Consider the following 26,185-nt stretch of genomic DNA (forward strand, 5'->3'; position numbering starts at 1 on the left):
TCGGCCGGTGAGCCCGGCTCAGCCGGGCAGCAGCCGCAGCGCGAACGGGTCCAGGGTGCCCGGCAGCGGCCGGTCGGCCCGCAGGCGCGGCACCGCGGGCCGCCACGCCTGGTGGGCGAGGGCGGCGAGCAGCGTGCTCGTGGTCAGCAGCACCACGCCCCGTCCGGGACACATCCCCGGGCCCGCGCTGAACGGGACCAGCGGCCAGTCGACGGCGCCGCGCGGGTCCTCCTGGCCGTCGGCGTCGAGCCACAGCTCCGGGGCCAGGCGGTGGGCCTGCGGCAGTCGGGACTCGTCGCGGTGGAAGAAGGGGGCGAAGACGAGGACGCCCGTGCGCTCGGGCAGGTCGCCGGTGCGCCAGCTCGTCGTCGTCGTGGTCTGGCGCAGGACGGCGGGCGTGGTGGGCCACAGGCGCAGCGACTCCAGGACCACCGACCGCAGCACCGGCCGCCGCGCGACGGGCGCAGCCGGGTCCACCGACGGCGGCGGCGCCTCCTCGCGCACGCGGCGGGCGACGTCGGGGTGGGCGGCCAGGAGCTCCAGCGCCCGTGACGAGGCCCAGGCGGCGGCGTCGAAGGCGAACAGCCACTGCGGCACCTGCTCGTGGGGCACCACGCCGGGTCCCGCGGGCGTGCCGGCCACGAGCGCCGCGAGACTGCCCGGCTCGGCGGCCTCCACGTACTCCCGCACCCGGCCCAGGAACCGCTCGCGGCGGCGGTGGTCCACGGGCGCCAGACCCGACCAGTTGGCGCGCCGGCGCAGGGCGAGGAGGTCGTCGGTGACCTGCTCGTCGTCGCGCGCGGACTCGCCGAGGGTCACCCGGCGCACGGCCCGCCACCAGGTGCGCGAGAGCAGCGGCCAGGTCAGCGCACCGGCGGACCGCGCCTCGTCGGCCAGCTGCGCCGCCTCCTGCGCGACCACCGCCGCGAAGGGACCGGCGAGGTGGTGCAGCGGCTGGCCCGCGTCGAGCACGGACTCGTTGAAGGGGCGCCGCTCCCGCCGCTGCGCCGGGGAGCTGATGAGCACCCCGCGCGGCTGGAAGTGCGCCAGGGCGCCGCGCTTCTCCGGAGACGCCGGCGAGAAGGGTTCCGGGGCGCCCTCGAGGACGCGGCGGACGTCGCCGGGCTCCACGGGGACGACGAAGGACCTGCCCAGCAGGCGCACGTGCACCGGGTCGGGGCCGTGGCGCTCGCGCAGGCGGCGCACGGTCCGCACCGCGCGGGAGTCGAGGTCCAGCCGGGCTGCCACCGCGACCGCACGGGGACGCCGCGCGATGGCCCCGCGGGCGGCGACGGGCAGCAGCACGCCACCCGCCAGACGCGCGGCGTCCAGCAGGGAGGCGGTCGGGACGCGTCCGCGCCGGCCGGGTCGTGTGGGGTGCTCGCTGGGTGTCACCTCCCCCACGGTGTGCCCGCCGGACCCCGCCCGCGAGACGATCGTGGTGCCCTCCGGCCGCCCGCTCAGGGCCGGCCGAAGCCGAAGGGGATGGGGATCGGCCCGCAGCAGCACACCCCCTGCACCCGCTGCTGCGCGCTGAGCAGCGCCACCGCCTGGTAGCAGGCCGCGAACCGGAGCACCACGGGCAGCACCGACCGCGAGACGCCGCGCTCGGCCACGGTGCGGCGCACCGCGCCGGAGCACGAGTCGCCCCCGTGGGCGAGCCGGTGGGCGCACGCGTACCCCTTCCGCGGTGACAGCCGCACCTGGTACCAGGCGATGGCCCGGTCCACGGCGCGCGCTGCTGGGGTGGGACGGCTCCTGCGCTGCTCCATCCGACGATGCTGCTCCCGCTCCGCGGATCACACGCGTCGACCTTGCAACCGCGCACCGGCGTGCCAGCCTCGAGGGGTGGAGAGCTTCACCCGGGCCGGACTGCACTTCGACGTCACCGACGTCGGCCCCGACCTCCCCGGCGCGCCGACCGTCCTGTGCCTGCACGGCTTCCCGCAGGACCGCTCGGCCTTCGACGACGTCGCTCACCGCCTGGCCGGGCGCGGCGTGCGCGTGCTGGCGCCCGACCAGCGCGGGTACTCCCCCGGCGCCCGTCCACGAGGACGGCGCGCGTACGCGCTCACCGAGCTCGTGGCCGACGCCGTCGCCCTCCTCGACGCGGCGGGGGCCCAGCGCGCGCACGTGGTGGGGCACGACTGGGGCGGGGTGGTGGCCTGGGCGCTCGCCGCCTGGCACCCCGACCGGGTGGCCTCGCTGACGGCCCTCTCCCAGGCGCACCCGGCGGCCATGGACGCGGCGGTCCGGCGCTCGACCCAGGGGCTGCGGTCCTGGTACGTGGCGGCGTTCCAGGTGCCGCTGCTGCCCGAGCTGGTGCTGTCCCGGCCGGGCGCCCTGGAGCGGCTGCTGGTGCGCTCGGAGCTGCCCGAGCACCTCGCCCGGCGCTACGCCGAGCGCGCGGTGCACGGCGGCGTGCGGGACGGGCGGCTGGCGGCGGGCATCGGCTGGTACCGGGCCCTGCCCCTCGCCGGCCGGCCCGTCGGGCGGGTCACGGTCCCCGTCACCTACCTGCACGGCTGGCGCGACCCCTTCTACGCGCCCGCCTCCGTGCTCGGCACCTCCGACCGCGTGGACGGGCCCTTCGAGCGGCGCACGCTGGACACCGGGCACTGGGTCCCCGAGCAGGAGCCGGGCGCCGTGGTGGAGGCCGTGCTGGACCACGTCGCCGCCGGCGCCTCAGGTGGCGCTGAGCACTGAGACGCCCCCCGCCCGGAGCTCCTCCAGGACCTCGCCGGGCGACGCGTCGGTGATCACGCCCGCCACCCGCTCCAGCGGGAGCACCTGGAACGGCGAGGCGGCCCCGATCTTCTCGACGCTGGCCAGCACGTAGGTCTCGGCGGCGCGATCGGCCAGGGCGCGCTTCATGGCCGCCTCCTCGGGATCGCCGGTGGTGAGCCCCACCGCGGGGTGCACCCCGGTGACGCCGAGGAAGAACAGGTCGGCCGAGACCGCCTGGGCGGCCTCGACGGCGGCGGCGCCGCACGTCACGGCGGAGTGCTTGAACAACCGCCCACCCAGGACGAAGACCTCTGCGCTGGGGTGGTCGACCAGGGCTGCGGCCACCGTCGGGCTGTGCGTGACCACCGTGCAGGCGAGCCCGGGCGGGAGCGCCCGCGCGAGCGCCAGCGTCGTCGTCCCCCCGTCCAGGAGCACCGTGCTGCCGGGTGCGACCAGCTCGACCGCCCGCGCCGCCACCCGCTGCTTGCTGGCCACGGAGACCGCGGTGCGCGTCGCGTAGTCGGCCGTCGCCGGCGAGACGGGCAGGGCTCCGCCGTACACGCGCTGGCAGAGCCCGGCCGCGGCCAGCTCGCGCAGGTCTCGCCGGACGCTGTCCTCCGAGAGGCCGAGCTCAGCGGCGACGTCCTTGGCCACGACCTTGCCGTCGGCGGCCAGGCGCGCCAGGAGGAGGTCCTTCCGCTCAGCAGCCAGCACGCGTGCTCCTCAGTGTTCTTTCACGTTTCTGCATGTTTGTGTACGGTACCGGCATGAGCGCAGACGCCGCCACCCCCGGCACCCCCGCACCCCCTCGGCCGATGATGGTCCTCATCGCCGGTCCCTACCGCTCCGGCACGGGCGACGACCCCGCGCTCATGGCCGCCAACCTCGAGCGCCTCGAGGAGGCCGCCTGGCCCGTCTTCGCCGCCGGGCACGTGCCGGTGATCGGAGAGAGGGTGGCGCTGCCCGTGCTGCGATCCGCCGGCTCCACGGTCTTCGACCCGCTCGCCGAGCAGGTCCTCTACCCGACCGCGGAGCGGCTGCTGCAGCACTGCGACGCGGTGCTCCGCCTGCCGGGTGCCTCCCGGGGCGCCGACCAGGACGTCGCCATCGTCCGCGAGCGCGGGCTGCCCGTCTACCACCACGTCGACGAGCTCCCGGTGCGGGGGTCCACCATGGCCGGATGAGCGACCTGCCCGTCTTCACCGCCGCCGACGTCGCGGCGCAGCCCGTGCTCGACCTGGAGTCGTTCTCCCAGGACGACGCCGTCGACCTGGGCGTGCTCGCGCTGGAGGTGGTCCGCGAGCGCCGGGCGAACCTCGCGGTGCGGGTGGAGCTGCACGGCCAGACGGTGTTCCTGGCGAAGACCGGCACCACGGACTCCGGCAACGAGCACTGGCTGGCGGGCAAGGCGCGGGTGGTGCACCGCTTCGGAGAGCCGTCCCTGCTGGTGCGCCGGCGCCACGAGGAGGCCGGGACCCCCTTCGACCAGCGCGACGACGTCGACCACGACCAGTTGAAGGCGCACGGCGGCTCGGTGCCGCTGCGCGTGGCGGGCCAGGTGGTCGGCACGCTGACCACCTCGGGCGAGCCCGACGTGGTCGACCACGCGGTCTCCGCGGAGGCGGTGCGCCGCTTCCTCGCACGCCGGACGTGATCGCCAGCCGCTAGCGTCGCGCGGGTGACGACCCCCGCCGTCCCCGCTCCCGCCCCCGACGTGGTCCTCGAGGCGGAGCGCCGCTCCGTCGGGCGCTCCTTCTCCCAGTCCTGCGCCACCCCCACCGGGCCCCTGCTCGCGGTGCTCGCCGCCGCGGTGCGGCCCGGTGGCCGGGTGCTGGAGCTGGGCACGGGCGTCGGGGTGGGGACGGCGTGGATCGTCGCCGGGCTCGCGGGCCGGGACGACGTGGAGGTGGTCACCGTCGAGCTGGACGAGGAGCTGGCCGACCTCGTGCGCGGCACGGACCTGCCCGTGACGGTGCTGCACGGGGACGCGGTGGCGCTGCTGCCCGGGCTCGGCGCGTTCGACCTGGTGTTCGCCGACGCGCTGGGCGGGAAGTGGACGGGGCTGGACCTCACGATCGCCGCCGTCGCCCCGGGCGGCGTGCTCGTCGTGGACGACATGGACCTGGCGCGCTACCACTCCCCCGAGGACCGCGCCGCCGTGACGGCCGTGCGCGAGACCCTGCTGGGCCACCCGGACCTGGTGAGCGCCGAGCTCGCCGCGGGCACCGGCCACATCCTCAGCACGCGCCGCCCCGCCTGACCCGCCGCCCCGGAGGCGGGGAGGCTGGTGCGCCCGGTCGAGCTGCGGGAGGGTCGAGCCGTGCGCCGTGTCGTCATCTACCAGCTGCTGTCGCTCGACGGGGTCGCGGAGTCCCCTGACCGCTTCTTCGACTGGGACGACGTCCTCGACGCGAACCTCGCCGACGTCATCTCCTCCCAGGACGCCGTGCTGCTGGGCCGCCGCTCGTACGACGAGTGGGCGCCGTACTGGCCCACCAGCGACCTCGAGCCCTTCGCGACCTTCATCAACGGCGTGACCAAGCACGTGGTCACGTCCTCACCCCTCGAGCCGGCGTGGTCCGGCGCCTCGGCCGTCGAGGGCGATCCGGTCGCCTTCGTGCGCACCCTGAAGGAGACCGACGGGGGCGACATCGGCGTGCACGCCAGCACCACCCTGGCGCGGGCGCTGCTGGCGGCAGGCGTCGTCGACGTCCTGAGGCTCGTGGTGGCGCCGGCGGTGGCGGGCAGCGGCGCGCGGCTGCTGGACGGCGTCGCGACGGTCCGCCTGGAGCTGGTGCGCAGCGAGGCCTCCCCCAGCGGGCACCTCGTCCTCGACTACCGCGTCCTGGCCGGCTGAGGGCGCGCGGCGCGCGGACGCGTCACAGGAACGACCCACGACCGGAACGCTCGCGAAACACCGCCGAGACGCGGGGCGCCTACGGTCTCGGTCGCGCTTGACAGCGGCTCCGACCAGCGGGGCCGCGCCCACCTCGAGGAGAACGCATGAGCGGCAGCGCCGCCCGCCTGGACGCCATCAACGCCGTCAAGTCCTACGTGCCGCCGGCGCCGTCGTTCGCCGCGCACGAGGCTCCCGGTGAGATCTTCGGGCAGAACGTCTTCTCCCGCGACGTCATGCAGGCCCGCCTGCCCAAGGCCGTGTTCCGCTCGGTGATGGCCACCATCGAGTCCGGCGCCAAGCTCGACCCGAGCGTCGCCGACGCCGTGGCCTCGGCCATGAAGGACTGGGCGATGGACCGGGGCGCCACGCACTACGCCCACGTCTTCTACCCGCTGACCAACCGCTCGGCCGAGAAGCACGACAGCTTCCTGGAGCCGGACGGCGTGGGCTCCTCGATCGCGGAGTTCGCCGGCAAGACCCTGGTGCAGGGCGAGCCCGACGCGTCCAGCTTCCCCAACGGCGGCCTGCGCTCCACCTACGAGGCTCGCGGCTACACCGCCTGGGACATCACCAGCCCGGCCTACATCCTCGAGAACGCCAACGGCAACACGCTCTGCATCCCCACGGTCTTCGTCTCCTTCACCGGCGAGGCGCTCGACCTCAAGGCCCCGCTGCTGCGCTCCCAGCGCGCCATGGCCGACCAGGCCAAGCGCGTGCTGGCCCTGTTCGGCCACATCGAGCCCGGCAACATCGTCAGCTTCGCCGGTCCCGAGCAGGAGTACTTCCTGATCGACCGCAGCTTCTCGCTGTCCCGCCCGGACCTGCTGAACTGCGGCCGCACCCTCTTCGGCGCCAAGCCCCCCAAGGGCCAGGAGTTCGACGACCACTACTTCGGGTCCATCCCCGACCGCGTCCTGGCGTTCATGCTCGACGCCGAGCGCGAGCTGTTCAAGCTGGGCATCCCCGCCAAGACCCGTCACAACGAGGTCGCACCCGGGCAGTTCGAGATCGCCCCGATGTTCGAGCAGGCCAACCTCGCTGCTGACCACCAGCAGCTGCTGATGGTCACCATGCGCAAGGTGGCCCAGCGCCACGGCATGGAAGTGCTCTTCCACGAGAAGCCCTTCGCCGGCGTCAACGGCTCCGGCAAGCACGTGAACTTCTCCTTCGGCGGCGGCAGCGTCGGCAACCTGCTGCTCCCGGGCGACACCCCGCACGACAACGCCCAGTTCCTCGTGTTCTGCGCCGCCGTCATCCGCGCGGTGCACCTGCACGGCGGCCTGCTGCGCGCGTCGGTGGCCTCCTCCACCAACGACCACCGCCTGGGCGCCAACGAGGCCCCGCCGGCCATCATCTCGATCTTCCTCGGGGACCAGCTGGCGGACGTCTTCGACCAGGTCGCCAAGGGCGGTGCCACCTCCTCCAAGGAGAAGGGCACCCTGATGATCGGCGTCGACACCCTGCCGGTGCTGCCGACCGACCCGGGCGACCGCAACCGGACCAGCCCCTTCGCCTTCACCGGCAACCGCTTCGAGTTCCGCGCGCCTGGCTCCCTGCAGTCGATCGCCCCGCCGATGATCACCATCAACACGATCGTCGCCGAGTCGCTCGACCACGTGGCCACCGAGCTGGAGGCCAAGCTGGCCGGCGGTGAGGACTTCAACACCGCGGTGCAGAAGGTGCTGGAGCAGATCGTCTCCGACCACGGCGCTGTGATCTTCAACGGCGACGGCTACTCCGACGAGTGGCAGGTGGAGGCCGCTGCCCGCGGCCTGAAGAACCTCAAGACGACGCTCGACGCGCTGCCGGAGCTCATCACGCCCGAGGCGCTGGAGCTCTTCTCCAAGTACGGCGTGCTGTCCGAGCAGGAGTCGCACAGCCGCTTCGAGGTGGCCCTGGAGCAGTACGCGCTCTCCGTGGGGGTCGAGGCGAAGCTGTCCCTGGAGATCGGCTCGACGCTGGTCCTCCCGGCGGCCGTGCGCTACCAGACCGAGCTGGCCCAGAACGTGGCCGCGCTCAAGGCCGCCGGCGTGGAGGCGGACACCTCACTGCTCACGGCGGTGTCGGAGCCGCTGGCGGCGCTGCGCTCCGCCGTCGCCGAGCTGCGCACCGCGGTGGCGCACCACCCCGACGGCGGATCGGCCGGTCACGCCCTGTACTCGCGGGACACCCTCCTGCCGGCGATGGCGGCGGTCCGCGCCGCCGCCGACGAGCTGGAGACCGTGGTGGCCGACGACCTGTGGCCGCTGCCGACCTACCAGGAGATGCTCTTCATCCTCTGACGGGCGGACCGGTGCTCGCACCCGCAGGCTGGCGGGTGTGAGCACCCACACCCCCGCACCCGCACCCGCACCCGCACCCGGCGCAGTCCCCGTCGAGCTCGCCGAGACCGCCGCGTCCGACCTGTCCGCACCGCCGTCCGAGCGCGGCGTGGCGGTGGTCACCGGCGGCTCGGCGGGAATCGGCCGCGCCGTGGTGCGGGAGCTCGCCGCGCGCGGCTGGGACGTCGCGGTGCTCGCGCGCGGGCGCGACGGCCTGGCCGGTGCCGTGGCCGACGTCGCCGGAGCAGGACGACGCGGGCTCGGGCTGGTGTGCGACGTCGCGCACCGCGAGCAGGTCGAGGCCGCAGCCACCCGCGTGGAGGCCGAGCTGGGCCCCGTCGAGGTCTGGGTCAACAACGCCATGGCGAGCGTCTTCGCCCCCTTCTCCGACACCGACCCCGACGACTTCGAGCGCGCCACCGCCGTCACCTACTTCGGCCAGGTGCACGGCACCCGCGCCGCACTGGAGCGGATGCGCCCCCGCGACCGCGGCCACGTGGTCCAGATCGGCTCGGCGCTGGCCTTCCGCGGCATCCCCCTGCAGGCGGCCTACTGCGGCGCCAAGCACGCCGTCGTCGGCTTCACCGAGTCGGTCATCACCGAGCTGCGCCACGAGGGCAGCCGCGTGCAGGTGTCGATGGTCCACATGCCGGGCATGAACACCACGCAGTTCGGGTGGGTGCGGACCACCGAGCCGAAGCACCCCCAGCCGGTGGCCCCGATCTGGCAGCCGGAGGCCTGCGCCAAGGTGGTGGCCGAGGTGGTCGACCACCCGCGCCGCCGGACGTGGGTGGGCGAGTCGACCGTCTACACGATCCTCGGCAGCTGGGTCGCCCCGTGGTTCGTCGACAGGTACCTGGCGCGGACCGGTGTGGACGGGCAGCTCACCGACCAGCCCCGGTCCACCATGCGGGGCGACTACCTGGACGCCCCCGTCCCCGGGGACGCCGGGGCGCGCGGCGAGTTCGACGACCAGTCGTGGAGCTGGAGCCCGCAGGTGTGGCTGCAGCAGCGCCGGCACGCCGTCGACGTGGTCGGCACCGCCGCGCTCGCCCTCGGGGCCGTCACCGCAGCGGCCGCCGCCTCAGCGTCCGTCAGGCGCCGGCGCGGCACCCCCGCCGCCCGCGTCCAGCGGTGGCTGGGGCGGTGAGCGCACCGCGCACGCACCCCGCCGGGGAGCTGCTGCAGGGCGCCCGGGCCACCTGGGGCACCGCGCTGCTCGTGGCCCCCGGGCCCGTGCTCCGCCTGGTCGGCGAGGCCGAGCCGGACCCGCGCTCGCGCGCCGTCGTGCGCGTCCTGGGGGCCCGGCACCTGGCGCAGGCGGCCTTCTCCGGACGCGCGCCGGGCAGGGCGACGCTCGCCGACGGCGCCTGGGTCGACGTCGTCCACGCCGTCACGTCCCTGGCGCTGGCCGCGGGCGACCGGCCCCGGGCGCGGCTGGCGCTCCTGGACGCCCTCGTCGCGCTGACCTGGGGCACGGCCACCGCCCGGGCGGCCCGCCGGGTGCCCCTGGTCAGCGGCGAGCCGGCGTCGCGGCGCGAGCGGCTCGCCCGCGCCGTGCACCCGCTGCTGCCAGGGGCACCCGCCCTCTGAGGTCAGCCCTCGGTCTTCTCCAGCGCGGCGTAGGCGTACTGGAGCGCGTCGGCGGCAGCCACCACCGTCATGCCGGTGGCCACCCAGCGCGTGGCGCGCGGCGCCGCGGCGTAGGAGACCACCGCCGCCGTCGCCACCCACTGCCCCAGGCAGAACGGGCACGTGATGAGCTCGCCGACGGCGTGCTTCACCGCGCCGCTGCGCGGCTGCTCCAGCACCTCGCCCGGCCCCGCCGGCTCGGAGAAGACCGTGAACGGCGCCCTCAGGGGTGAGAGCACGGCGTCCTTGGACAGGGTGCGGGTGGTCCGGAAGACCGCCACCGACATCAGCGCGAGGTCACCCGCGCTCGGGAGCGCCGCGTCGCGGCGCCGCCTGGCCAGCAGACCGGCGGCGGTGACCGTGCTGAGGAGGTAGCCGCTCATGAGCAGCGCGTAGCCGGTGAGCGGGCGCTCGTCGCGCTGCTCGGGGTCGGTGCCCAGCTCCTCGTACTCGCGGCGGGTCCGCAGCCACCAGCGCGCCGCTCCGGCGAGCGGTCCGCTGTGGGTGTGGGCCGCCTGCGCGAGGCGGCCGTCGACGTCGTCCTGGTGCTCCACGACCGACCCCTACCCCGTCGCGCCCGAGACGATCGCGCGCAGCACGTCCTGGTGCCTCCCCGGTCCGGGGCATAGCGTCGACGGGTGCCCGGGGGAACGTCCGTCCCGCGCGCGCTCGTCGACGGCGTCGTCGTCGGGCTCGCGCTCATGGCCGTGTTCACCACCGCGTGGAGCGCCAACACCCTCGGCACCTGGCCCGGGCCGCTGGGCACGGCGGTCACGGCGGTGGGCGTGCTGGCCAGCGCGTGGTTCGTCGTGAGCGCCGTGCGCCTCGCGCGCGTCCGCGGGCGCGCCAGCACCGCGATGACGCCCCAGGAGCAGCGCTGGCAGAGGCGCAGCGGGACGGCCTTCGGGTGGGTCTTCACAGCCGAGGCGGTGCTCGTCGTGGTCGCGGCGAACGTGCTCGGCCGGATCGGCCGGCCCGACCTCGTGCTGCCGGCCATCGCCCTGGTCGTGGGGCTGCACTTCTACCCGATGGCGCGGATCTTCCAGCGCAGCATCGACACGTGGCTCGCCACGGCGCTGAGCGCCGTCGGGCTGGCGGGGCTGCTCGCGCTGCTGCTCACCTCCGCCGACCGCGACCTGGTGTGGGGCCTGGTCGCCGTGGGCGCCGCCCTGACCACCGGCGCGTACGGGGTGTGCTTCACGCGGATGGCCACCGCGCTGCGCACCCGCGCGACCGGCTCGCGAGCGGTACCGGGCTCCTCGGCATGACTGCTGGGCACACCGGCGCGGAGGCCGTCTACGCGCGCTACCTGCTGGTGCTGGACGAGCGCCGGTGGGAGGACCTGGGCGCCGTCGTCCACGACGAGGTCACGCACGACGGCCGGCTGATGACGCGCGAGCAGTTCGCCGACCTGCTGCGCGAGGACGTGGCCACCATCCCCGACCTGCGCTACGAGCTGCGCGCGCTGGTGGTCGACGGCGACCACCTCGCGGCACGGCTGTGGTTCGACTGCACGCCCGTGCGTCCCTTCCGCGGGGTCGACACCCGCGGGCAGCGGGTCGCCTTCGCCGAGCACGCCTTCTACGAGCTGGTCGACGGCCGCATCAGGAGCATCGAGTCGGTGGTCGACGTCGACGCCGTGCGCCGCCAGGTGCAGGGCGGCTGAGCCGCCGCCGACCAGCAGTGGTCAGCGGCGCAGCGCCCGGGCCACGCGCCCGACGAGCACCTCGGCGGCCGCGCGCCCCGGTGCGGTGGGGAGCATCGGGTAGGCGTGCAGCTGGCCGCGGGCCTCGTGGAGCTCGGCCTCGACACCCGCGGCGCGGGCCTTCTCCACCAGCAGGTGGGCGTCGGGGTTGAGCACGTCGCGGGTGCCGGTGAAGACCGTCAGCGGCCCCAGGCCGGCGAGGTCGCCGGAGAGGGGGCTGACGGCGGGGTCGGTGAGCGGCAGGTCGCCGCGCCACGCGTCGGCCAGCACGCGGCCGCCGGGGGTGGCCAGCCACGGGTCGGTGGGCTGCACCTCGGGGATGCGCGGGTTGCTCCACGTGAGGTCCAGGGCCGGGGAGACCAGCAGGGTCAGCGGCAGCCGGACGTCCTCGTCGCGCAGCGAGAGCGCCGCGGACAGCACGATCTGCCCGCCGGCGGAGTCACCGAGGACGCCGGTGGGCCCGTGCCGCTCGGTGCTGGCGCGGACCAGCTCGACCACCCGGTCCCGCACCGGTCCCGCGGTGCCGTGCGGGACCAACGGGTAGATCGGAACGGTGACGACGACGCCCGCCTCCGCCGCGACGGTGGCCGCGAGGTGCCACTGCTGCCGGACGATCTCGTTGACCCAGCCGCCACCGTGGACGTAGACGACCCCGCCGACGGGGCGCTCGACCGCCGTCGGCGTGAGCGTGTAGACGGGCCAGCCGCGGTCGTGGACGACGTCGACGCGCACGTCCCGCCGCAGCCTGCGGGGCGGGCCGTACGCGGCGGGGCGCAGGGTCGCCTCGCGGATCCTGTCGTGCGCGCCCTGCTCGGTGGCGAAGGTGCGGTTGAAGTGCAGCACCCGCATGAGCGGTGGCAGGACCCGGCTGGCGACGTCGGTGGAGGTCATCACCACCACCGTAAGCACGCCGGCGACGGGCCCCGAGGTGGCCCTCGTCCGCGGTGACGACGGGCGGCTACCGCCGTGCAGCTGCGGCGCCCCTGCGGCTCGACCTGGCGGCGGGCACGGGCGTGCTGGAGGAGCCGGGGGTCTGGGTGCGCCACCGCTGAGCGGGCGCGGGGAAGGGACGCCGACCTACGCTCCGGGGATGGCCCCTCGCCGCAACCCCCTCGACGGCCTGCGCGAGAAGGCGGGCCAGCTGGGCGAGCGGCTGCAGGACCGCCTGCCAGGTCCCGCTCTGCGGGGCGTCGAGGAGCTGTTCGGGCAGACCCCGCCGGCGCGCCCGCTGGCGCTGGTGATGGCGGACCTCGACGCCCTGGTCGGCCTCGAGGACGTCAAGGAGCAGGTGCGGGCGCTGCTGGCGTTCCTGCAGGTGCAGGCGCGGCGCAAGGAGCACGGCCTGCCGGAGGTCGCGACCTCCCAGCACCTGGTCTTCCTCGGCAACCCCGGCACCGGCAAGACCACCGTGGCGCGGCTGCTCGCCGAGATGTACCGGGCCGTGGGGCTGCTGGGCCGGGGTCACCTCGTGGAGGTCGACAGGGCGGGCCTGGTAGGGCAGTACGTCGGTGCGACGGCCATCAAGACCGACCGCGTGATCCGCTCCGCGCTGGACGGGGTGCTCTTCATCGACGAGGCCTACTCCCTCGCACCCGAGGGCGAGGGACGCCTCGACTTCGGCCCCGAGGCCATCGAGGTGCTGCTCAAGCGCATGGAGGACCACCGCCACCGGCTGGTGGTCGTCGTCGCCGGGTACCCGGCGCTCATGGACGCGTTCCTGCGGTCCAACCCGGGGCTCCGCTCGCGCTTCGCCCGCGAGATCACCTTCCCCGACTACTCCGTGGCCGAGCTGGAGCAGATCTTCTCCCTGGTCGTGGCCGAGCACGAGTACGCGATGGCGCCGGGTGCCGCCGAAGCGCTGCGGAGCGTGCTGGGCGGTCTGCGGTCCGGGCAGGACTCGGGCAACGCCCGCTTCGCCCGCACGCTGTTCGAGCAGGCGCTCAACCGCCAGGCGCTGCGCCTGACGCGCTCGGCGAAGGACGACGTCGACGTGCTCGAGCGCGACGAGGTGATGGCGCTGTGGGCGCAGGACATCACCGAGGCCGCGCAGGCGCTGGGACAGGACCCCTCCGCTGGGCAGTCGCCCCGACGTCGTCGCTGGCTCGGCTGACCCGCCCGCTCCCCGTGATCACGGGCTTCCCGAGCACCTTCCGAGCGTGATGACTGCAGCCGTGAGCCTCCGGAGACCGCGGACGACGGCGTCGAGCGCTCTCGGACGCGCACGACGTCCATGATCACGCCTGGCATGTGCTCCGGACGTCCATGATCACGGAGGGGTGCGTGGGGTCGGTACGCTGGACCCCGTCCTCGACCAGGACTCCCTGTGGCGCTCCTCCGCTGACCACCCCCGCGGGCGGTGGGGTGCCGGTCCTCTGACTCGTGGAGCTCCTGCCGTGGCTGACACGTCCTCCCTCCCCCTCGCCCAGCGCCTGCGCGGCGTGGCCAGCTCGCCCGTGCGCGACCTGCTGGCCCTCGCGGCCCGGCCCGAGGTGGTCTCCTTCGCCGGCGGCCTGCCCGCCCCCGAGCTGTTCGACGTCGACGGCGTGCGCGCCGCCTTCGACGCCGTGCTCTCGGGGCCGGGGGCGCGCACCGCGCTGCAGTACGCCCCCACCGAGGGGAACGCCGACCTCCGCGCGCTCCTCGCCGCCCGCACGAGCGGCCGCGGACTGGCCACCACCGCCGACGACGTGCTCGTCACCACGGGCTCGCAGCAGGCGCTCGCGCTGCTGAGCACCGCCCTGCTGGACCCGGGCGCCGTCGTCGCCGTGGAGGAGCCGACGTACCTGGCCGCCCTGCAGAGCTTCGCGCTCGCCGGCGCGCGGGTGGTCCCCGTGGCCAGCGACGACGACGGCGTGGTGCCCGCGTCGCTGGAGCGCGTCCTCGACGAGCACGCCCCCGCGCTGGTCTACCTCGTGCCGACCTTCGCCAACCCGACCGGTCGCACGCTGACCGCCGCCCGGCGGGCGGCGGTGGCCGCGCTCCTGGCCGACCGCCCGACGTGGGTGGTGGAGGACGACCCCTACGGCGAGCTCCGCTACCGCGGCGAGGCGCTGGCGCCGCTGGCCTCCCAGCCCGCGCTGGAGGGTCGCGCCATCTACCTGGGCAGCCTGTCCAAGGTCTTCGCCCCGGGCCTTCGCCTGGGGTGGCTGCGGGCGCCGCGGGAGCTGCGGGCGAGGCTGGCGGTGGCCAAGCAGGCCGCTGACCTGCACACCTCCACGATCGACCAGGCCGCCGCAGCGGCGTACCTGACCGCCACCGATCTCGACGCCCACGTCGCCGCGCTGTGCGCCGCCTACGGCGCTCGCCGGGACGCCGTGCTGGAGTCGCTGCCGTCGGTGCTGCCGCCGGGGTCGAGGTGGACCGACCCGGACGGCGGCATGTTCGTCTGGGCGCGCCTGCCCGGTGGCGTCGACACGGCGACCCTGCTGCCCGCGGCACTGGAGCATGACGTCGCCTTCGTGCCCGGGGCGCCGTTCTACGCCGGGACGCCGGACCGCTCGACGCTGCGGCTGTCGTTCACCACGCACTCCCCCGGGCGCACCCGCGAGGGCCTGTCACGTCTGGGACGGGCCCTGGGCCGCTGACGCCCGGGAGCGGTGCTCGCGCTCGGCGTCCTCCATCGCCGCGCTGAACTCCAGGAGGAAGCGGTGCACCGCTGACAGCTCGTCCTGGCTGAAGGTCGCCATCACCGCGTCGGTCCGACGGCCGAGCGGCCCGAAGAAGGCGCCGGCCACGGCCATCGCACTCGGAGTGATGCGCAGGTGCACGCGCCGCCGGTCGGTCTCGGCGCGCTCGCGCTGCACGTGACCGGCGCGCTCAAGCCTGTCGACCACGCTGGTGGTGGCAGCCGTGCTCAGGCCCAGGGCCTCGGCCAGCCCACCGGCCGTCAGCGGGTCACCCCCGTCCTCGGCCTGCATGACGTGGACCATCGCCTCGAGGTCGGTGGGGTGCATCGCCTGGTGCTCGGCGAAGGCGTGCGCCAGGTGCTGCGTCCGGTAGGTCAGCGTCCGGACGTCGTCGACGAGGACGCGCTGCAGCCGGGCGCGCTCGCCGTCGTGCCCCTCCCGCCTGTGCGCCACGCCCACCATCCTCCCTCCGTCTTGCGCTGGTCCTCCGCGCGCTCCATCATCTCGCTCATCGAAAGGTTCGACCACCGAGAGGTTTTCATGAGACGCGTCGTGACCGCACCCGTCGGACGGAGCAGCGCCTGGCTCACCGTGGTGCTCGGCCTGCTGGTGGCCCTCGGCCTGACGGTCCTCGCCCCTTCCCCCGACCGCGGCACGGGCGTCAGCGCCGGGCTGCCCTCGTCTGCGGAGTCCGTGCGGGTGGCCGAGCTCGAGCGGCAGCTGCCGGGTGCTGACGCGACGTCGGCGCTCGTCGTCGTCCGCCGCGACGGCGGCCTGCAGGCCGCCGACACCGCAGCGCTCCAGCAGCTCTCCGGGCAGCTGGCCGCGATCGCCGAGGGCGGGCGGGTCGCCCCGCCGGTGACCTCGCCGGACGGGACGACGGCACTGGTCGCCGTACCGCTGAGCAGCGCCGGCGGCACCGAGGCGCTGGCAGAGACCGTCGGGGCGATCCGCGCCGACGTGCGCTCCACGACCGCCGACCTGCCCTCCGGGCTGACCGCCGAGGTCACGGGCGGGGCGGCGTTCTCCACCGACATCGCCGCGCAGTTCGAGGGCGCCAACCTCACGCTGCTGCTCACCACGGTGCTCGTGGTGGCTGCACTGCTGCTCGTCACCTACCGCAGCCCCGTGCTGTGGCTGGTGCCGCTGGCCGTGGTGGGCGCGTCGGCGGCGGCGGCCACGGCGCTGTTCGCCGTGGTCTCCCGCACCTTCGACGTGGTGCTCGACCCCTCCACGGGAGGCATCGCCGACGTGCTCGTCTTCGGCGCCGGCACCAACTACGCCCTGCTGCTCATCGCCCGCTACCGCGAGGAGCTCCGCCGCGAGGCGGACCGCCGCCTCGCCATGCGGCGCGCGTGGCGCGGCGCAGCCCCCGCCATCGCGGCCAGCGCGGGCACGGTTGTGCTCTCGCTGCTCGCGCTGTCGTTCGCGGTGCTCGGGTCCAACCGGAGCGTCGGGCAGTTCGGGGCGCTCGGCATCGCGGTGGCGGCCCTCTTCGCGCTGCTCGTGCTCCCGGCGGCGCTGGTGCTGTGCGGGCGCGGGGTCTTCTGGCCGTTCGTCCCCAGGGTCGGCTCGGCGGAGACGTCGCTGAGCGGACCGTGGTCCCGCATCGGCCGGGCCGTGGTGCAGCGGCCGTGGCGCGTGGTGGCGGTCGCCGTCGCCGTCCTCGCGGTGATGGCGGCGGGGATCTCGGGTGCGCGGCTGGGCCTCAGCCAGACCGAGCAGTTCCGCGTCGAGGCGGAGGCGGTGACCGGCGTGGAGACCCTGGCGAAGGCCTTCCCGGCAGGCGCGGCGGACCCGGCGCGGATCGTCGTCAGGAGCACGGACCAGACTGTGGTGGCCGCCGTGGTGGACACCGCGACCGCGACCGAGGGCGTGGCGTCGGCCACCGCCGGGCGCCAGGGGGCGGGACTCACCGAGGTGACCGCGGTGCTCGACGCAGACCCGGGCAGCCCCGCCGCGCAGGCGACCGTGGAGCGGCTGCGGACGGCGCTCGACGCGGTGCCCGGCACCGACGGCGAGGTTCTGGTGGGCGGGAGCACCGCGAGCGACCTGGACGTCAGGACCGCCACCGAGCGCGACCTGCGCGTGGTCGCGCCGCTCGTCCTGCTGATCGTGCTGCTGGTGCTCGTCGTGCTGCTGCGGGCGGTGGTCGGGCCGCTGGTGCTGGTGGCCACCGTGGTGGCGAGCTTCTTCGCAGCGCTGGGCGCGGGCAACTGGCTCGCCACGGACGTGCTGGGCTACCCCGGCCTGGACACGGGCGTGCCGCTGCTGGCGTTCCTCTTCCTGGTCGCGCTGGGCGTCGACTACAACATCTTCCTCGTCACGCGGGTGCGCGAGGAGGTGCCTGCCCGCGGGACGCACGAGGCCGTGGTGGTGGGCGTCTCGGTGACGGGCGCTGTGATCACGAGCGCCGGCGTGCTGCTGGCGGCGGTGTTCACGGTGCTCGGCGTGCTGCCGCTCATCACGCTCACCGAGCTGGGGATCATCGTGGGGATCGGCGTGCTGCTCGACACCCTGCTGGTGCGCACGCTGCTGGTCCCGGCGCTGTTCACGCTGCTGGACCGGTGGGCCTGGTGGCCGGGCGCCCTGTCCCGCCCGAGCCGCCACCGGGACGACGGGGCTCACGGCGACGGCAGCTCCGCCGGCGCGCCGGCCCCGGAGCTCTCAGCCCGCTGACCACCGGGTCGCACCGGCGGGGGCCCATGATCGCGGCGGGCTGGTCAGAGGAGGGTGCCGGTGGCAACCTAGAACCCCGTGAGCGTGAAGGACGAGTCAGCCACGGCCACCGCAGACCGCGGGTTCCTGGGCCAGCCCCGGGCACTGGCGCACCTGTTCGGCGTGGAGATGTGGGAGCGGTTCAGCTTCTACGGGATGCAGGCGATCCTCGCCTACTACCTCTACTACTCCGTCGCCGACGGCGGGCTCGGCGTGCCGCAGGCGACCGCCACGAGCATCGTCGGCGCCTACGGCGGCCTGGTGTACCTGTCCACGATCGTCGGCGGCTGGGTCTCGGACCGCCTCGCCGGCCGCGAGCGCGTCCTGTTCGGCAGCGCGTGCGTGGTGATGCTCGGGCACATCGCCCTCGCGGTGCTGCCGGGCCTCGCCGGGGTGGGCGCGGGCCTCGTGCTCGTTGCGCTGGGCAGCGGAGGGGTCAAGGCGACGGCGACCGCCCTGGTCGGCACCCTCTACGCCGAGGGCGACACCCGCCGCGACGCCGGGTTCTCGCTGTTCTACCTGGGCATCAACGTCGGCGCGCTCATCGGCCCGCTGCTCACCGGTCTGGCGCAGAGCGCGGTCGGGTTCCACCTCGGGTTCGGGCTGGCGGCCATCGGCATGGCCCTCGGACTGACCCAGTACGCGGTCGGCCGCGAGGGCCTGCGCGGCGGGGAGGCCTCGCGCGTGCCGGACCCGCTGCCGGCCGCGCAGCGGCTGCGGTGGGCGCTGGTGGCCGTCGCCGTCGTCGTCGTCATCGCGGTGGCGGGGTTCCTCGGCCTGCTGCCGCTGGCCGGCCTGGCGACCATCGTCGCGGTGACCTGCGCCGTCGCGTCGGCGGCGTACTTCGCCTTCCTCCTGAGCAGCTCCCGCCTCGACGCGGTCGAGCGGCGCCGGGTGCTGGCGTTCATCCCCATGTTCGTCGCCTCGGTGGCGTTCTGGTCGCTGTACCAGCAGCAGTCGACGGTGGTCGCGCTGTTCGCCGACTCCCAGCTGGACAGGTCGCTGTTCGGCTGGACCGTGCCGGCCTCCTGGGTGCAGTCGATCAACCCGGTCTTCATCATCGTGCTGTCCGGCGTCTTCGCCGCCCTGTGGACGCGGCTCGGCTCGCGCCAGCCGTCCACCCCGGTGAAGTTCGCCGCTGGCGTGGGCGTCATGGGCGTGGCGTTCCTGCTGTTCCTGCCCATGTCCGACCCCGCGCCGCACAGCGCGCCGCTGCTCGGGCTGGTCGGGGTGCTGCTGGCGTTCACCGTGGCGGAGCTGCTGCTCTCCCCCGTGGGGCTGTCGCTGTCCACCAAGCTCGCGCCCAAGGCGTTCCCCACCCAGATGGTGGCGCTGTGGTTCCTGTCCACCGCGCTCGGCTCGGCGCTCGCCGGGGTCTTCGCAGGGAACTGGACGCCCGAGGGGCAGGCCGGCTACTTCAGCGCGCTGGGCCTCGTGGCGATCGGCCTCGCCGTCGTCCTGGCGCTGGTGGCCAGGCCGATCCACCGGCTCATGAGCGGCGTCGACTGACCGACCGCCACGGGGCCGCGGTCACGCCGCAGGGATCGCCCGCTCGACCCACTCCCAGCTGGCCCGCGCGGAGGCGTCGGGGGCCATGCTCGCCTTGTCGACCTCGATGATGACCCAGCCGCCGAAGCCCTCCGGCAGCGCGGCCAGCACGCCGTCCAGGTCGACCTGACCGAGCCCCGGCTCCAGGAAGATGCCGCTGTCGGCGGCCTTGCGGTAGGGCGTCGGGGTGGCGCGGCTGGCTGCCGCGACGCCCAGGTCGAGGTCCTTGAGGTGCAGGTCGAGCAGCCTGTCGGCGTGCCGGCGCAGCATCGCGGCGGCGTCGATGCCCGCCCATCCCAGGTGCCCCACGTCGAACGACGCCCCCAGGAGGCTCGCCGGGACCGCCGCCAGCACCTGCTCGATCTCGTCCTCGGTCTCCACCCAGGTGCCCACGTGGTTGTGCAGCCCCGGCCGCACCCCCTCGGCCACCAGCACCTCGCAGGCCTGCCCGAGGACGTCGATGACCTCGTCCAGCCGCGCCTGGTCGAAGCCGAGGCCGGTCGCCGCACCCACCTCCGTGCGCGGGTGCTTCGGCCCCCACGCCACCTCCGGCGCGATGAAGACGCTGTCCAGGCCGAAGTACGCGGACTCCTCCGCGCGGCGGCGGACGCCGTCGAACCAGTGCACGCGCTCGGCGGAGCCGGGGGCCAGGCGCACGTCGTGGTCGGAGGGGATGCCGATCTGCGCGTACCCCGGCGCCAGCGCGAGGCCCGAGTCGCGCACCATCCGCGCGTAGTCCTGGAGGGTCTGGGTGGCCAGCACCTCCATCATCACCGCGCCAAAGCCGGCTCCGGCGATCTCGGCGAGGACGCCGGGGTAGTCGGCGCGGAAGTCGGGGTCGGCGTAGCGCCACAGGTCAGGGCTGTCCGGGTCGGACGGGTCGGCCTTGACGTTGATCCACTGGATGGCGTTGAGGGCGACGCGGTCGCGGGTCAGGGGGTGGCTCACCGGGCTGCTCACCGCACGACCCTGCCCCGCCCGACCCGGTGATCGGAAGCCCCGTGGCGCTGCAGTCCGTGCGAGGGTGCCGCCGTGCACCAGCTCGCCACCAGCTTCACCCTCGCCCTGCCCGCCTGGGTGGCCGGCGAGCTCGCCGACGTGCCGTCGGTCCTGCCGACCGCGGAGGACCGGATGGCCGTGGTCCACCGGCTCGCCGCGCGCAACCACCGCGAGGGCGGCGGCGGGCCGTTCGCCGCGCTCGTCGTCCGCGCCGACACCGGCGAGGTGGTGAGCGCCGGCGTGAACGTGGTGCTCGGCTCCGGGGTCTCCTCCGGCCACGCCGAGGTGGTGGCCCTCGGGCTCGCGCAGACCGCCGTCGGCACGTGGGACCTGGGCGGACCCGGGCAGCCCGTGCACGAGCTGGTGGTCAACTGGCGGCCCTGCATCCAGTGCTACGGCGCCGCCATGTGGTCGGGCGTGCGCCGGCTGGTGGTCGCGGGGCAGGGGCCGGAGCTGGAGGAGATCACCGGCTTCGACGAGGGACCGCTGGGCGCCGACTGGGCCGAGCAGTTCGAGGCGCGCGGCATCACCGTGGTCACGGACGTGCTGCGCGAGGAGGCGCTGGCGGTCTACCGCGAGTACCGCGCGGAGGCCGACGGCGGGCGGGCGCTGGTCTACAACGCCCGCCAGCCGTCGCCATGAGGGTCAGGGGACGAGCGAGCCCGCGGCGGTGAAGAGGCGGTACCACTCCTGGCGGCTCAGGCGGACGTCGGAGCCGGCCACCGCCTCGCGCACGCGCTCCGGCTTGGTGGTGCCGAGCACCACCTGGATGTCGGCCGGGTGGCGGGTGATCCACGCGGTGGCGATGCCCGTGGGGGTGACGCCGTGGGCCTCGGCCAGCTCCTCGAGCACGTCGTTGAGGTCGGCGTACTGCTCGCGGTCACCGAGGAAGGTGCCCGTGAAGAAGCCGCCCTGAAACGGCGACCACGCCTGCAGCGTCGTCCCGTTGAGGCGGGCGTGCTCGAGCATGCCGCCGTCGCGGTGCACCGACTGCTCCAGCCCCTCCATGTTGGAGGCGACGCCGGTGGAGACCAGCGAGGAGTGGGTGACGCTGAGCTGCACCTGGTTGGCCACGAGCGGCTGGCGCACCACCGTCTTCAGCAGCTCCTGCTGCAGCGGGGTGTGGTTGGAGACGCCGAAGTGGCGGACCTTGCCCGCGGCCTCGAGCTGGTCGAAGGCGGCGGCGACCTCCTCGGGCTCCACCAGGGCGTCGGGCCGGTGCAGCAGCAGGACGTCGAGGTGGTCGGTCTGCAGCGCCGCGAGCGAGGCGTCGACGGCGCTGAGGATGTGCGCGGTGGAGAAGTCGAAGAAGCCGTCGCGGATGCCGCACTTGGACTGGATGACCACCCGCTCGCGCTCGGACGGGGTGAGCTTGACCGCCTCGGCGAAGCGGCGCTCGCAGAGGTGGTCGCCGCCGTAGACGTCGGCGTGGTCGAGCACGGTGACGCCCTCGTCGAGGGCGGTGCGGACGAGGGCGTCGATGGCCGCGTCGTCGAGGGCGTCGATGCGCATGAGGCCGAGCACGATGCTGCTGACCTCGAGGCCGGTGCGGCCGAGCTGCTGGGTCTTCACCCGGCCCATCCTGTCGCCCGCGCAGGCACCGGCCACCGGGGGGCGCCGGCCCCGCCACGAGGTGGCGCGGGGTCGTCGCGGACGGGTGAAGATCGACTCGCCGTCGACCACCCCGGAGAGGACAGTCCTCCTCAGCTGGAGTGATCCAGACATTGTTCAACTGGAGGTGGCGACATGATCGTCCTGGGGCTCATCCTGCTGCTGCTGGGCATCTTCCTGCCGCAGAACCTGCTGCTCACGATCGGCATCGTGCTGATCATTGTGGGCCTCGTGCTCAACCTCGTCCCGATCGGCGGCACGCGCCGAAGGGTCTTCTGAGCCACCCGAGGACGACGACGGCCCCGCCGCCCCCGACAGGGGGAGGCGGGGCCGTCGCCGTGCTGGTGGCCGGGAGCGTCAGAGCGTGCGGGCGGTCGGGTCCCAGTCGGCCGGCAGCGCGGGCGCCACCGCTGTGGTGCTCTCCACCTCCACGGGACTGCGCCGCTGCGACGCCTCGATGGTCGAGACCATCACGTCGAGCACGTGGAAGGCCTGCTCGCCGCTGGCGCGCTCCGGGCGCCCGGCGCGGATGGCGCGGGCCAGCTCCAGCACCCCCTGGCCGCGGCCCGCCGTCGACCCGGTGGGCGCCTCGCTGCGCGGCTCCCCGCCGATCTCGTGCACCACGGTGTCGCCGTCGAACGTGTTGGGGTCGGGCAGCTCCAGCGTGCCGCCGGCGCCGGCCACCTCCAGCTGGGTGCGGCCCACCGCCGAGTCGAAGCTGAACACGGCCGTGGCCGACGCGCCGCCCTCGAACTCGAACAGCGCCGAGACGTGGGTCGGAACCTCCACGTCGAAGACCTGGCCGGCCTTGGGGCCCGAGCCGATGGTGCGCTGGGCCCGGGCCGTCGAGGCCGTCGCCGAGACGCGGCCCACGGGTCCGAGCAGCTGCACGAGCGCGGTCAGGTAGTAGGGGCCGATGTCGAACAGCGGGCCGGCACCCTCGGCGAACAGGAAGGCCGGGTCCGGGTGCCAGCTCTCGGGCCCCGCGCTCTGCAGCAGCACCAGCGCCGTCAGCGGGTCGCCCACGGCACCGGACTCCAGCAGCCGGCGCGCGCTCTGCAGCCCCGCGCCCAGGAAGGTGTCCGGAGCGGTCGCCACGCGGCGGTCGACCTTCGCCGCCGCCTCCAGCAGCGAGGTGCCGCTGGCCCTGTCGAGGGCGAACGGCTTCTCGGTCCAGACGTCCTTGCCGGCGGCCACGGCCGCCGTCGCCACCTCCACGTGGGCGGCGGGGATGGTCAGGTTGACCACCACCTCCACCTCGGGGTCGGACAGGACGTCCTCCACCGCGCCCCAGCGCGGCACGCCGAACGCCTCGGCCTGCGCCCGGGCGCGGTCGACCGCGAGGTCGGCCACCACCCTGACGTCGAGGTCGGGGAAGGACGTGAGGTTGGTCAGGTACTGCGTGCTGATGGTGCCGGCGCCGATCACGCCGACCCCCACGCGGCCGCTGCCGCGCGGTCCGCCCTTCGCCGCGCCCGCCCCGCCCGTCGTCGTCTCGCTCATGCCAGTCCTTCCGCTCGCAGGTGCGCCAGGCCGTCGGCGACGGCGGTGAACCGGTCGCCGCGGGAGTCGTCCAGCTCGATCACCCGCAGCGCTGACGGCGCCGCGGCCACGATCTCGGCCACCGGCAGGGAGCCCCGCCCGAGGGCGACCTGGTCGAGCACGTCCGCGGTGGCCGGGCCGTCCTTGAGGTGCAGGGCCACCACCTGGTCGCCCAGCCGCTGCAGCAGGGCCACCGGGTCCTGCCCGCCGACCGCCACCCAGTAGGTGTCCACCTCGAGGACCACCTCGGGAGCCACCTCCGCGAGGCGCTGGGCGAGCACCTCGAAGGCGGTGGTGGCGTCCAGGACGCTCTGCAGCTCGTGAGCGTGGTTGTGGTACCCGACGCGCACGCCGTGGCGAGCGGCGACGGCGGCGGCGGCGGCCAGCTCGGCGGCCACGGCCTCGACGTCCTCCCGGGTGCCCCAGCGGTCCGGCGGGGTGAACGGGTCGATGACCGTGCGGGTGCCCCGGGCCGCCGCCGCGGCGAACAGCGCGTCCAGCGCGTCGTCGTCGGAGCCGACGAAGCGCTGGTGCATGGTCGGGGCCGCGATGTCGTGCTCGGCCAGCGCGGAGGCCAGCTCGTCGGACAGCGCCAGCGGGCCGAACGGCTCCACCGAGGCGAAGCCCAGCGCGGCCAGGCGCGCCACGGTGCCGGCGACGTCGTCGGCGAGCGCCTCCCGCACGGTGTAGAGCTGGACGGAGACCTGGCTGCTGGCCCGGGAGTCGGCCGTCTGGCCAGCGGGGGTGGGGGTGGTGGACACGCTGCTCCTCGTCGTCGTGGCGGCGTCGCGGCCGTGGTGCGTGCCCCAACTCAACCATCCGGGGAAACTTCCCGACCAGCCGGTCGGGGTCCGACCGGACGCGATCATGGTCGGCCGGGCCCCATCATGGGCGGTCGGACCGCGCTGCCCCGCGAGGGCGGCGCCAGGAGGGAGTGGTCGCGTGAGGATCGTCTACAACAGCTTCGACGGCAGGTACTCCGACAGCCCCCGCGCGCTCTACGAGGCGCTCACCCGCACGGCCGGCGTCCCGCTGGAGCACACCTGGCTCGCGTCGCCGGCGCACCGCGCGGGCTTCCCCGACGGTCCGGCCCTCGTGGAGCCCGACGGCCCCGGGGCCGTGGCCGCGCTCGAGGCGGCCGACGTCGTCGTCTCCAACTACCACCTGCGCCCGGAGTGGGAGAAGGCCGCCGGCTGCCTGTACCTGCAGACCTGGCACGGCACCCCGCTCAAGCGCATCGCCGCGGACGAGCCGCACGTCGGCCCCGACGACCCCGTGCCCGGCTGGCGCGACGTCGACCGGTGGGACCTGCTGCTGTCGGCCGGACCCGAGGCCACCGAGGCGCTGACCACCGCGTTCCGCTGGACCGGCCCGATCGCCGAGACCGGCTGGCCGCGCAACGACGTCCTGCTCTCGCCCCGGCGCGAGGACCTGCGCGCCGCGGTGCGCACCCAGCTGGGCCTCACCCCGGAGAAGACCGCCGTCCTCTACGCGCCCACGTGGCGCGACGACGTGGTGGACGCCGTCGGCCGCCGCGACGTGGACCTGCGCCTCGACCTCGCCGAGTTCAGCCGCCGCTTCGGCGACACCCACGTGCTGCTGCTCCGGCTCCACTACATGCTCTCCGACCGGCTGGCCGACTCCCTCGGCGGCGCCCCGCTGCCGCCCGGGGTCCTGGACGTGTCGAGCCACCCGGACATCGCCGACCTGTACCTGGCGGCCGACGCGATGGTCACGGACTACTCCTCGACGCTGTTCGACTTCGCGGCCACGCGCAAGCCGCTGCTCCTGTTCGCCTACGACCTGGAGCACTACCGCGACGACCTGCGCGGCTTCTACTTCGACCTGTTCGGCTCGCCCCCCGGGCCGGTGCTGCGCACGAGCGAGGAGCTGCTCGACGCCCTCGCCGACCCGGTGGCCGCCACCGCGGCCTGGGAGGAGGCGGCAGACGCGTTCCGCGCGCAGCACTGCCCCCTCGACGACGGCGGCGCCGTCCAGCGGGTGCTCGACCTGGTGCTGCCCGCCCGCGCGGCCCTCGCGGCGGCGCCGGCTCAGCTGCCCGGCCAGCGCGAGGACGCGGACGCGACCTCCCCGGCGCAGGAGGTGTCCCGGTGACGCTGCAGGCGGTCGTGCTGGCCGCGGGCAAGGGCACCCGGCTGGGCCGGCCCCTGCCGAAGCCGCTGACTCAGCTGGCCGACGGGCGCAGCATCCTCGCCCAGCAGGTCGACAACCTGCGGTCCGTGCTCGGCGAGCAGCTGTCCATCACCGCGGTGGTCGGCTACAAGGCCCCCCTGATCATGGAGGCGCTGCCGACCCTCCTGTTCGCCTACAACGAGGACTACGAGGACACCAACACCTCCAAGTCCCTGCTGCGGGCGCTGGAGCTGTCCGCCGACGGCCCGGTCGTCTGGCTCAACGGCGACGTCGTCTTCGAGCCCGCGCTGCTGGAGCTGCTGCTCGGGCCGATCGCCCGCGGCGAGAGCGCGGTCTGCGTCAACACCTCCTCGGTGGCCGAGGAGGAGGTCAAGTACACGGTCGACGACGACGGCTTCATCAAGGAGCTCTCCAAGACCGTGGTCGGCGGCCTCGGGGAGGCGGTCGGCATCAACCTCGTGGGCGCGGCCGACAAGGCGCTGCTCGTCGAGAACCTCCGCGCCTGCGGCGACCAGGACTACTTCGAGCGGGGCATCGAGCTGTCCATCGCCCAGGGCATGAGGGTGCTCCCGGTGGACATCTCCGCGCACGTCGCGGTCGAGGTCGACTTCGAGGAGGACCTCGCCCGCGCCGAGCGCCTCGTCGCCGAGCACCGCGAGGCGCTCGAGCACTGACCCCGTCCGTGATCATGGGAGGTCGGCCG

General features: G+C 74.9%; 28 protein-coding genes. 18 read left to right on the forward strand and 10 right to left on the reverse strand.

Annotated elements, in window-relative coordinates; translation table 11 throughout:
* Positions 1-18: 18 nt before the first annotated feature.
* The gene (locus FHN55_RS11205) at positions 19-1,395 is read right to left on the reverse strand and encodes a cytochrome P450 (RefSeq protein WP_139712401.1); all 1,377 of its coding nucleotides are present in this window, start codon (positions 1,393-1,395) and stop codon (positions 19-21) included.
* Between the two features lie 65 nt (positions 1,396-1,460).
* Complete coding sequence (yidD, locus tag FHN55_RS11210) at positions 1,461-1,772, reverse strand: membrane protein insertion efficiency factor YidD (protein ID WP_139712402.1); 312 nt, start codon at positions 1,770-1,772, stop codon at positions 1,461-1,463.
* Between the two features lie 76 nt (positions 1,773-1,848).
* Here yidD and FHN55_RS11215 point away from each other — a divergent pair, with 76 nt between their 5' ends.
* Positions 1,849-2,706 (forward strand): alpha/beta fold hydrolase, encoded by an 858-nt coding sequence (locus FHN55_RS11215; protein WP_180357783.1) that lies wholly within the window; start codon positions 1,849-1,851, stop codon positions 2,704-2,706.
* On the opposite strand, the gene FHN55_RS11220 is transcribed toward FHN55_RS11215, so the two are convergent.
* Positions 2,686-3,441: a DeoR/GlpR family DNA-binding transcription regulator gene (locus FHN55_RS11220; protein ID WP_139712404.1), complete on the reverse strand. Its 756-nt coding sequence runs from the start codon at positions 3,439-3,441 to the stop codon at positions 2,686-2,688. The genes FHN55_RS11215 and FHN55_RS11220 overlap by 21 nt on opposite strands.
* A 53-nt stretch (positions 3,442-3,494) precedes the next feature.
* Between FHN55_RS11220 and FHN55_RS11225 the strand changes: the two genes are divergently transcribed.
* From FHN55_RS11225 to FHN55_RS11255, 7 genes are all read left to right on the forward strand, one after another.
* Positions 3,495-3,911, forward strand: coding sequence for a DUF4406 domain-containing protein (locus FHN55_RS11225; RefSeq protein ID WP_373995725.1), 417 nt, complete (start codon positions 3,495-3,497; stop codon positions 3,909-3,911).
* On the forward strand, positions 3,908-4,381 hold the full coding sequence (locus tag FHN55_RS11230) for a heme-binding protein (protein ID WP_139712405.1): 474 nt from the start codon (positions 3,908-3,910) through the stop codon (positions 4,379-4,381). Before FHN55_RS11225 ends, FHN55_RS11230 begins: the two co-directional genes overlap by 4 nt.
* A 24-nt stretch (positions 4,382-4,405) precedes the next feature.
* Positions 4,406-4,987, forward strand: a complete 582-nt coding sequence (locus FHN55_RS11235) for an O-methyltransferase (protein WP_139712406.1) — start codon at positions 4,406-4,408, stop codon at positions 4,985-4,987.
* 60 nt (positions 4,988-5,047) lie between these two features.
* A complete protein-coding gene (locus FHN55_RS11240; protein WP_139712407.1) occupies positions 5,048-5,584 on the forward strand; it encodes a dihydrofolate reductase family protein in 537 nt (178 codons plus the stop codon).
* 146 nt (positions 5,585-5,730) lie between these two features.
* Complete coding sequence (locus FHN55_RS11245; RefSeq protein WP_139712408.1) at positions 5,731-7,908, forward strand: glutamine synthetase III; 2,178 nt, start codon at positions 5,731-5,733, stop codon at positions 7,906-7,908.
* A gap of 37 nt (positions 7,909-7,945) precedes the next feature.
* Entirely contained in the window at positions 7,946-9,097 is a 1,152-nt protein-coding gene (locus tag FHN55_RS11250) for an SDR family oxidoreductase (protein ID WP_257570880.1), read from the forward strand.
* Entirely contained in the window at positions 9,094-9,540 is a 447-nt protein-coding gene (locus tag FHN55_RS11255) for a hypothetical protein (RefSeq protein WP_139712409.1), read from the forward strand. The genes FHN55_RS11250 and FHN55_RS11255 overlap by 4 nt, the downstream gene beginning before the upstream one ends.
* A gap of 2 nt (positions 9,541-9,542) precedes the next feature.
* On the opposite strand, the gene FHN55_RS11260 is transcribed toward FHN55_RS11255, so the two are convergent.
* The gene (locus FHN55_RS11260; RefSeq protein WP_218974577.1) at positions 9,543-10,133 is read right to left on the reverse strand and encodes a DUF1360 domain-containing protein; all 591 of its coding nucleotides are present in this window, start codon (positions 10,131-10,133) and stop codon (positions 9,543-9,545) included.
* 84 nt (positions 10,134-10,217) lie between these two features.
* Here FHN55_RS11260 and FHN55_RS11265 point away from each other — a divergent pair, with 84 nt between their 5' ends.
* Together FHN55_RS11265 and FHN55_RS11270 are read left to right on the forward strand one after the other, a co-directional pair.
* Positions 10,218-10,847 carry a hypothetical protein gene (locus FHN55_RS11265; RefSeq protein WP_139712410.1) on the forward strand — a complete coding sequence of 210 codons (630 nt, stop codon included), beginning with the start codon at positions 10,218-10,220 and terminating at the stop codon, positions 10,845-10,847.
* Positions 10,844-11,245: an ester cyclase gene (locus tag FHN55_RS11270; protein WP_139712411.1), complete on the forward strand. Its 402-nt coding sequence runs from the start codon at positions 10,844-10,846 to the stop codon at positions 11,243-11,245. The genes FHN55_RS11265 and FHN55_RS11270 overlap by 4 nt, the downstream gene beginning before the upstream one ends.
* Positions 11,246-11,266: 21 nt before the next feature.
* Here the strand turns inward: FHN55_RS11270 and FHN55_RS11275 are convergent, their stop codons facing one another.
* Positions 11,267-12,175 carry an alpha/beta hydrolase gene (locus FHN55_RS11275; RefSeq protein ID WP_139712412.1) on the reverse strand — a complete coding sequence of 303 codons (909 nt, stop codon included), beginning with the start codon at positions 12,173-12,175 and terminating at the stop codon, positions 11,267-11,269.
* A 199-nt stretch (positions 12,176-12,374) separates the two neighbouring features.
* Here FHN55_RS11275 and FHN55_RS11280 point away from each other — a divergent pair, with 199 nt between their 5' ends.
* Both FHN55_RS11280 and FHN55_RS11285 read left to right on the forward strand, forming a co-directional pair.
* Positions 12,375-13,394, forward strand: a complete 1,020-nt coding sequence (locus FHN55_RS11280) for an AAA family ATPase (RefSeq protein ID WP_139712413.1) — start codon at positions 12,375-12,377, stop codon at positions 13,392-13,394.
* A gap of 262 nt (positions 13,395-13,656) precedes the next feature.
* On the forward strand, positions 13,657-14,868 hold the full coding sequence (locus tag FHN55_RS11285) for a PLP-dependent aminotransferase family protein (protein ID WP_218974598.1): 1,212 nt from the start codon (positions 13,657-13,659) through the stop codon (positions 14,866-14,868).
* On the opposite strand, the gene FHN55_RS11290 is transcribed toward FHN55_RS11285, so the two are convergent.
* Positions 14,839-15,363 carry a MarR family winged helix-turn-helix transcriptional regulator gene (locus FHN55_RS11290; protein ID WP_218974578.1) on the reverse strand — a complete coding sequence of 175 codons (525 nt, stop codon included), beginning with the start codon at positions 15,361-15,363 and terminating at the stop codon, positions 14,839-14,841. The two genes, FHN55_RS11285 and FHN55_RS11290, sit on opposite strands and share 30 nt — an antisense overlap.
* Positions 15,364-15,462: 99 nt before the next feature.
* Here FHN55_RS11290 and FHN55_RS11295 point away from each other — a divergent pair, with 99 nt between their 5' ends.
* Positions 15,463-17,589, forward strand: a complete 2,127-nt coding sequence (locus FHN55_RS11295) for an MMPL family transporter (protein ID WP_218974579.1) — start codon at positions 15,463-15,465, stop codon at positions 17,587-17,589.
* A 78-nt stretch (positions 17,590-17,667) separates the two neighbouring features.
* Positions 17,668-19,137: a peptide MFS transporter gene (locus FHN55_RS11300; RefSeq protein WP_139712416.1), complete on the forward strand. Its 1,470-nt coding sequence runs from the start codon at positions 17,668-17,670 to the stop codon at positions 19,135-19,137.
* A 21-nt stretch (positions 19,138-19,158) separates the two neighbouring features.
* Here the strand turns inward: FHN55_RS11300 and FHN55_RS11305 are convergent, their stop codons facing one another.
* Positions 19,159-20,136, reverse strand: a complete 978-nt coding sequence (locus tag FHN55_RS11305; protein ID WP_139712417.1) for a sugar phosphate isomerase/epimerase — start codon at positions 20,134-20,136, stop codon at positions 19,159-19,161.
* A 72-nt stretch (positions 20,137-20,208) separates the two neighbouring features.
* Between FHN55_RS11305 and FHN55_RS11310 the strand changes: the two genes are divergently transcribed.
* Positions 20,209-20,817 (forward strand): nucleoside deaminase, encoded by a 609-nt coding sequence (locus FHN55_RS11310; RefSeq protein ID WP_139712418.1) that lies wholly within the window; start codon positions 20,209-20,211, stop codon positions 20,815-20,817.
* Positions 20,818-20,820: 3 nt separating this feature from the next.
* On the opposite strand, the gene FHN55_RS11315 is transcribed toward FHN55_RS11310, so the two are convergent.
* Positions 20,821-21,747: an aldo/keto reductase family oxidoreductase gene (locus FHN55_RS11315; protein WP_218974580.1), complete on the reverse strand. Its 927-nt coding sequence runs from the start codon at positions 21,745-21,747 to the stop codon at positions 20,821-20,823.
* Positions 21,748-21,921: 174 nt separating this feature from the next.
* On the opposite strand from FHN55_RS11315, the gene FHN55_RS22690 reads away from it, so the two are divergent.
* A complete protein-coding gene (locus FHN55_RS22690; protein WP_180357784.1) occupies positions 21,922-22,065 on the forward strand; it encodes a hypothetical protein in 144 nt (47 codons plus the stop codon).
* A 78-nt stretch (positions 22,066-22,143) separates the two neighbouring features.
* Here FHN55_RS22690 and FHN55_RS11320 read toward each other — a convergent pair whose 3' ends face one another.
* Both FHN55_RS11320 and FHN55_RS11325 read right to left on the reverse strand, forming a co-directional pair.
* Positions 22,144-23,289 carry a Gfo/Idh/MocA family protein gene (locus FHN55_RS11320; RefSeq protein WP_139712419.1) on the reverse strand — a complete coding sequence of 382 codons (1,146 nt, stop codon included), beginning with the start codon at positions 23,287-23,289 and terminating at the stop codon, positions 22,144-22,146.
* Complete coding sequence (locus FHN55_RS11325) at positions 23,286-24,089, reverse strand: sugar phosphate isomerase/epimerase (protein ID WP_257570883.1); 804 nt, start codon at positions 24,087-24,089, stop codon at positions 23,286-23,288. The genes FHN55_RS11320 and FHN55_RS11325 overlap by 4 nt, the downstream gene beginning before the upstream one ends.
* A 181-nt stretch (positions 24,090-24,270) precedes the next feature.
* On the opposite strand from FHN55_RS11325, the gene FHN55_RS11330 reads away from it, so the two are divergent.
* Positions 24,271-25,443 (forward strand): CDP-glycerol glycerophosphotransferase family protein, encoded by a 1,173-nt coding sequence (locus FHN55_RS11330; protein WP_139712421.1) that lies wholly within the window; start codon positions 24,271-24,273, stop codon positions 25,441-25,443.
* Positions 25,440-26,156, forward strand: coding sequence for an NTP transferase domain-containing protein (locus FHN55_RS11335; protein ID WP_139712422.1), 717 nt, complete (start codon positions 25,440-25,442; stop codon positions 26,154-26,156). Before FHN55_RS11330 ends, FHN55_RS11335 begins: the two co-directional genes overlap by 4 nt.
* Positions 26,157-26,185 lie beyond the last annotated feature (29 nt).

This window comes from Streptomyces sp. NP160 (assembly GCF_006335115.1).
Lineage (GTDB): Bacteria > Actinomycetota > Actinomycetes > Actinomycetales > Quadrisphaeraceae > Quadrisphaera.

Excerpts from the sequence above, each read along its gene's own strand:
- FHN55_RS11320 (WP_139712419.1), bottom strand. The coding sequence starts at position 23,289 with ATGAGCGAGACGACGACGGGCGGGGCGGGCGCGGCGAAGGGCGGACCG.
- FHN55_RS11230 (WP_139712405.1), top strand. The coding sequence starts at position 3,908 with ATGAGCGACCTGCCCGTCTTCACCGCCGCCGACGTCGCGGCGCAGCCC.
- FHN55_RS22690 (WP_180357784.1), top strand. The coding sequence starts at position 21,922 with ATGATCGTCCTGGGGCTCATCCTGCTGCTGCTGGGCATCTTCCTGCCG.
- FHN55_RS11270 (WP_139712411.1), top strand. The coding sequence starts at position 10,844 with ATGACTGCTGGGCACACCGGCGCGGAGGCCGTCTACGCGCGCTACCTG.
- FHN55_RS11280 (WP_139712413.1), top strand. The coding sequence starts at position 12,375 with ATGGCCCCTCGCCGCAACCCCCTCGACGGCCTGCGCGAGAAGGCGGGC.
- yidD (WP_139712402.1), bottom strand. The coding sequence starts at position 1,772 with ATGGAGCAGCGCAGGAGCCGTCCCACCCCAGCAGCGCGCGCCGTGGAC.
- FHN55_RS11245 (WP_139712408.1), top strand. The coding sequence starts at position 5,731 with ATGAGCGGCAGCGCCGCCCGCCTGGACGCCATCAACGCCGTCAAGTCC.
- FHN55_RS11225 (WP_373995725.1), top strand. The coding sequence starts at position 3,495 with ATGAGCGCAGACGCCGCCACCCCCGGCACCCCCGCACCCCCTCGGCCG.
- FHN55_RS11275 (WP_139712412.1), bottom strand. The coding sequence starts at position 12,175 with ATGACCTCCACCGACGTCGCCAGCCGGGTCCTGCCACCGCTCATGCGG.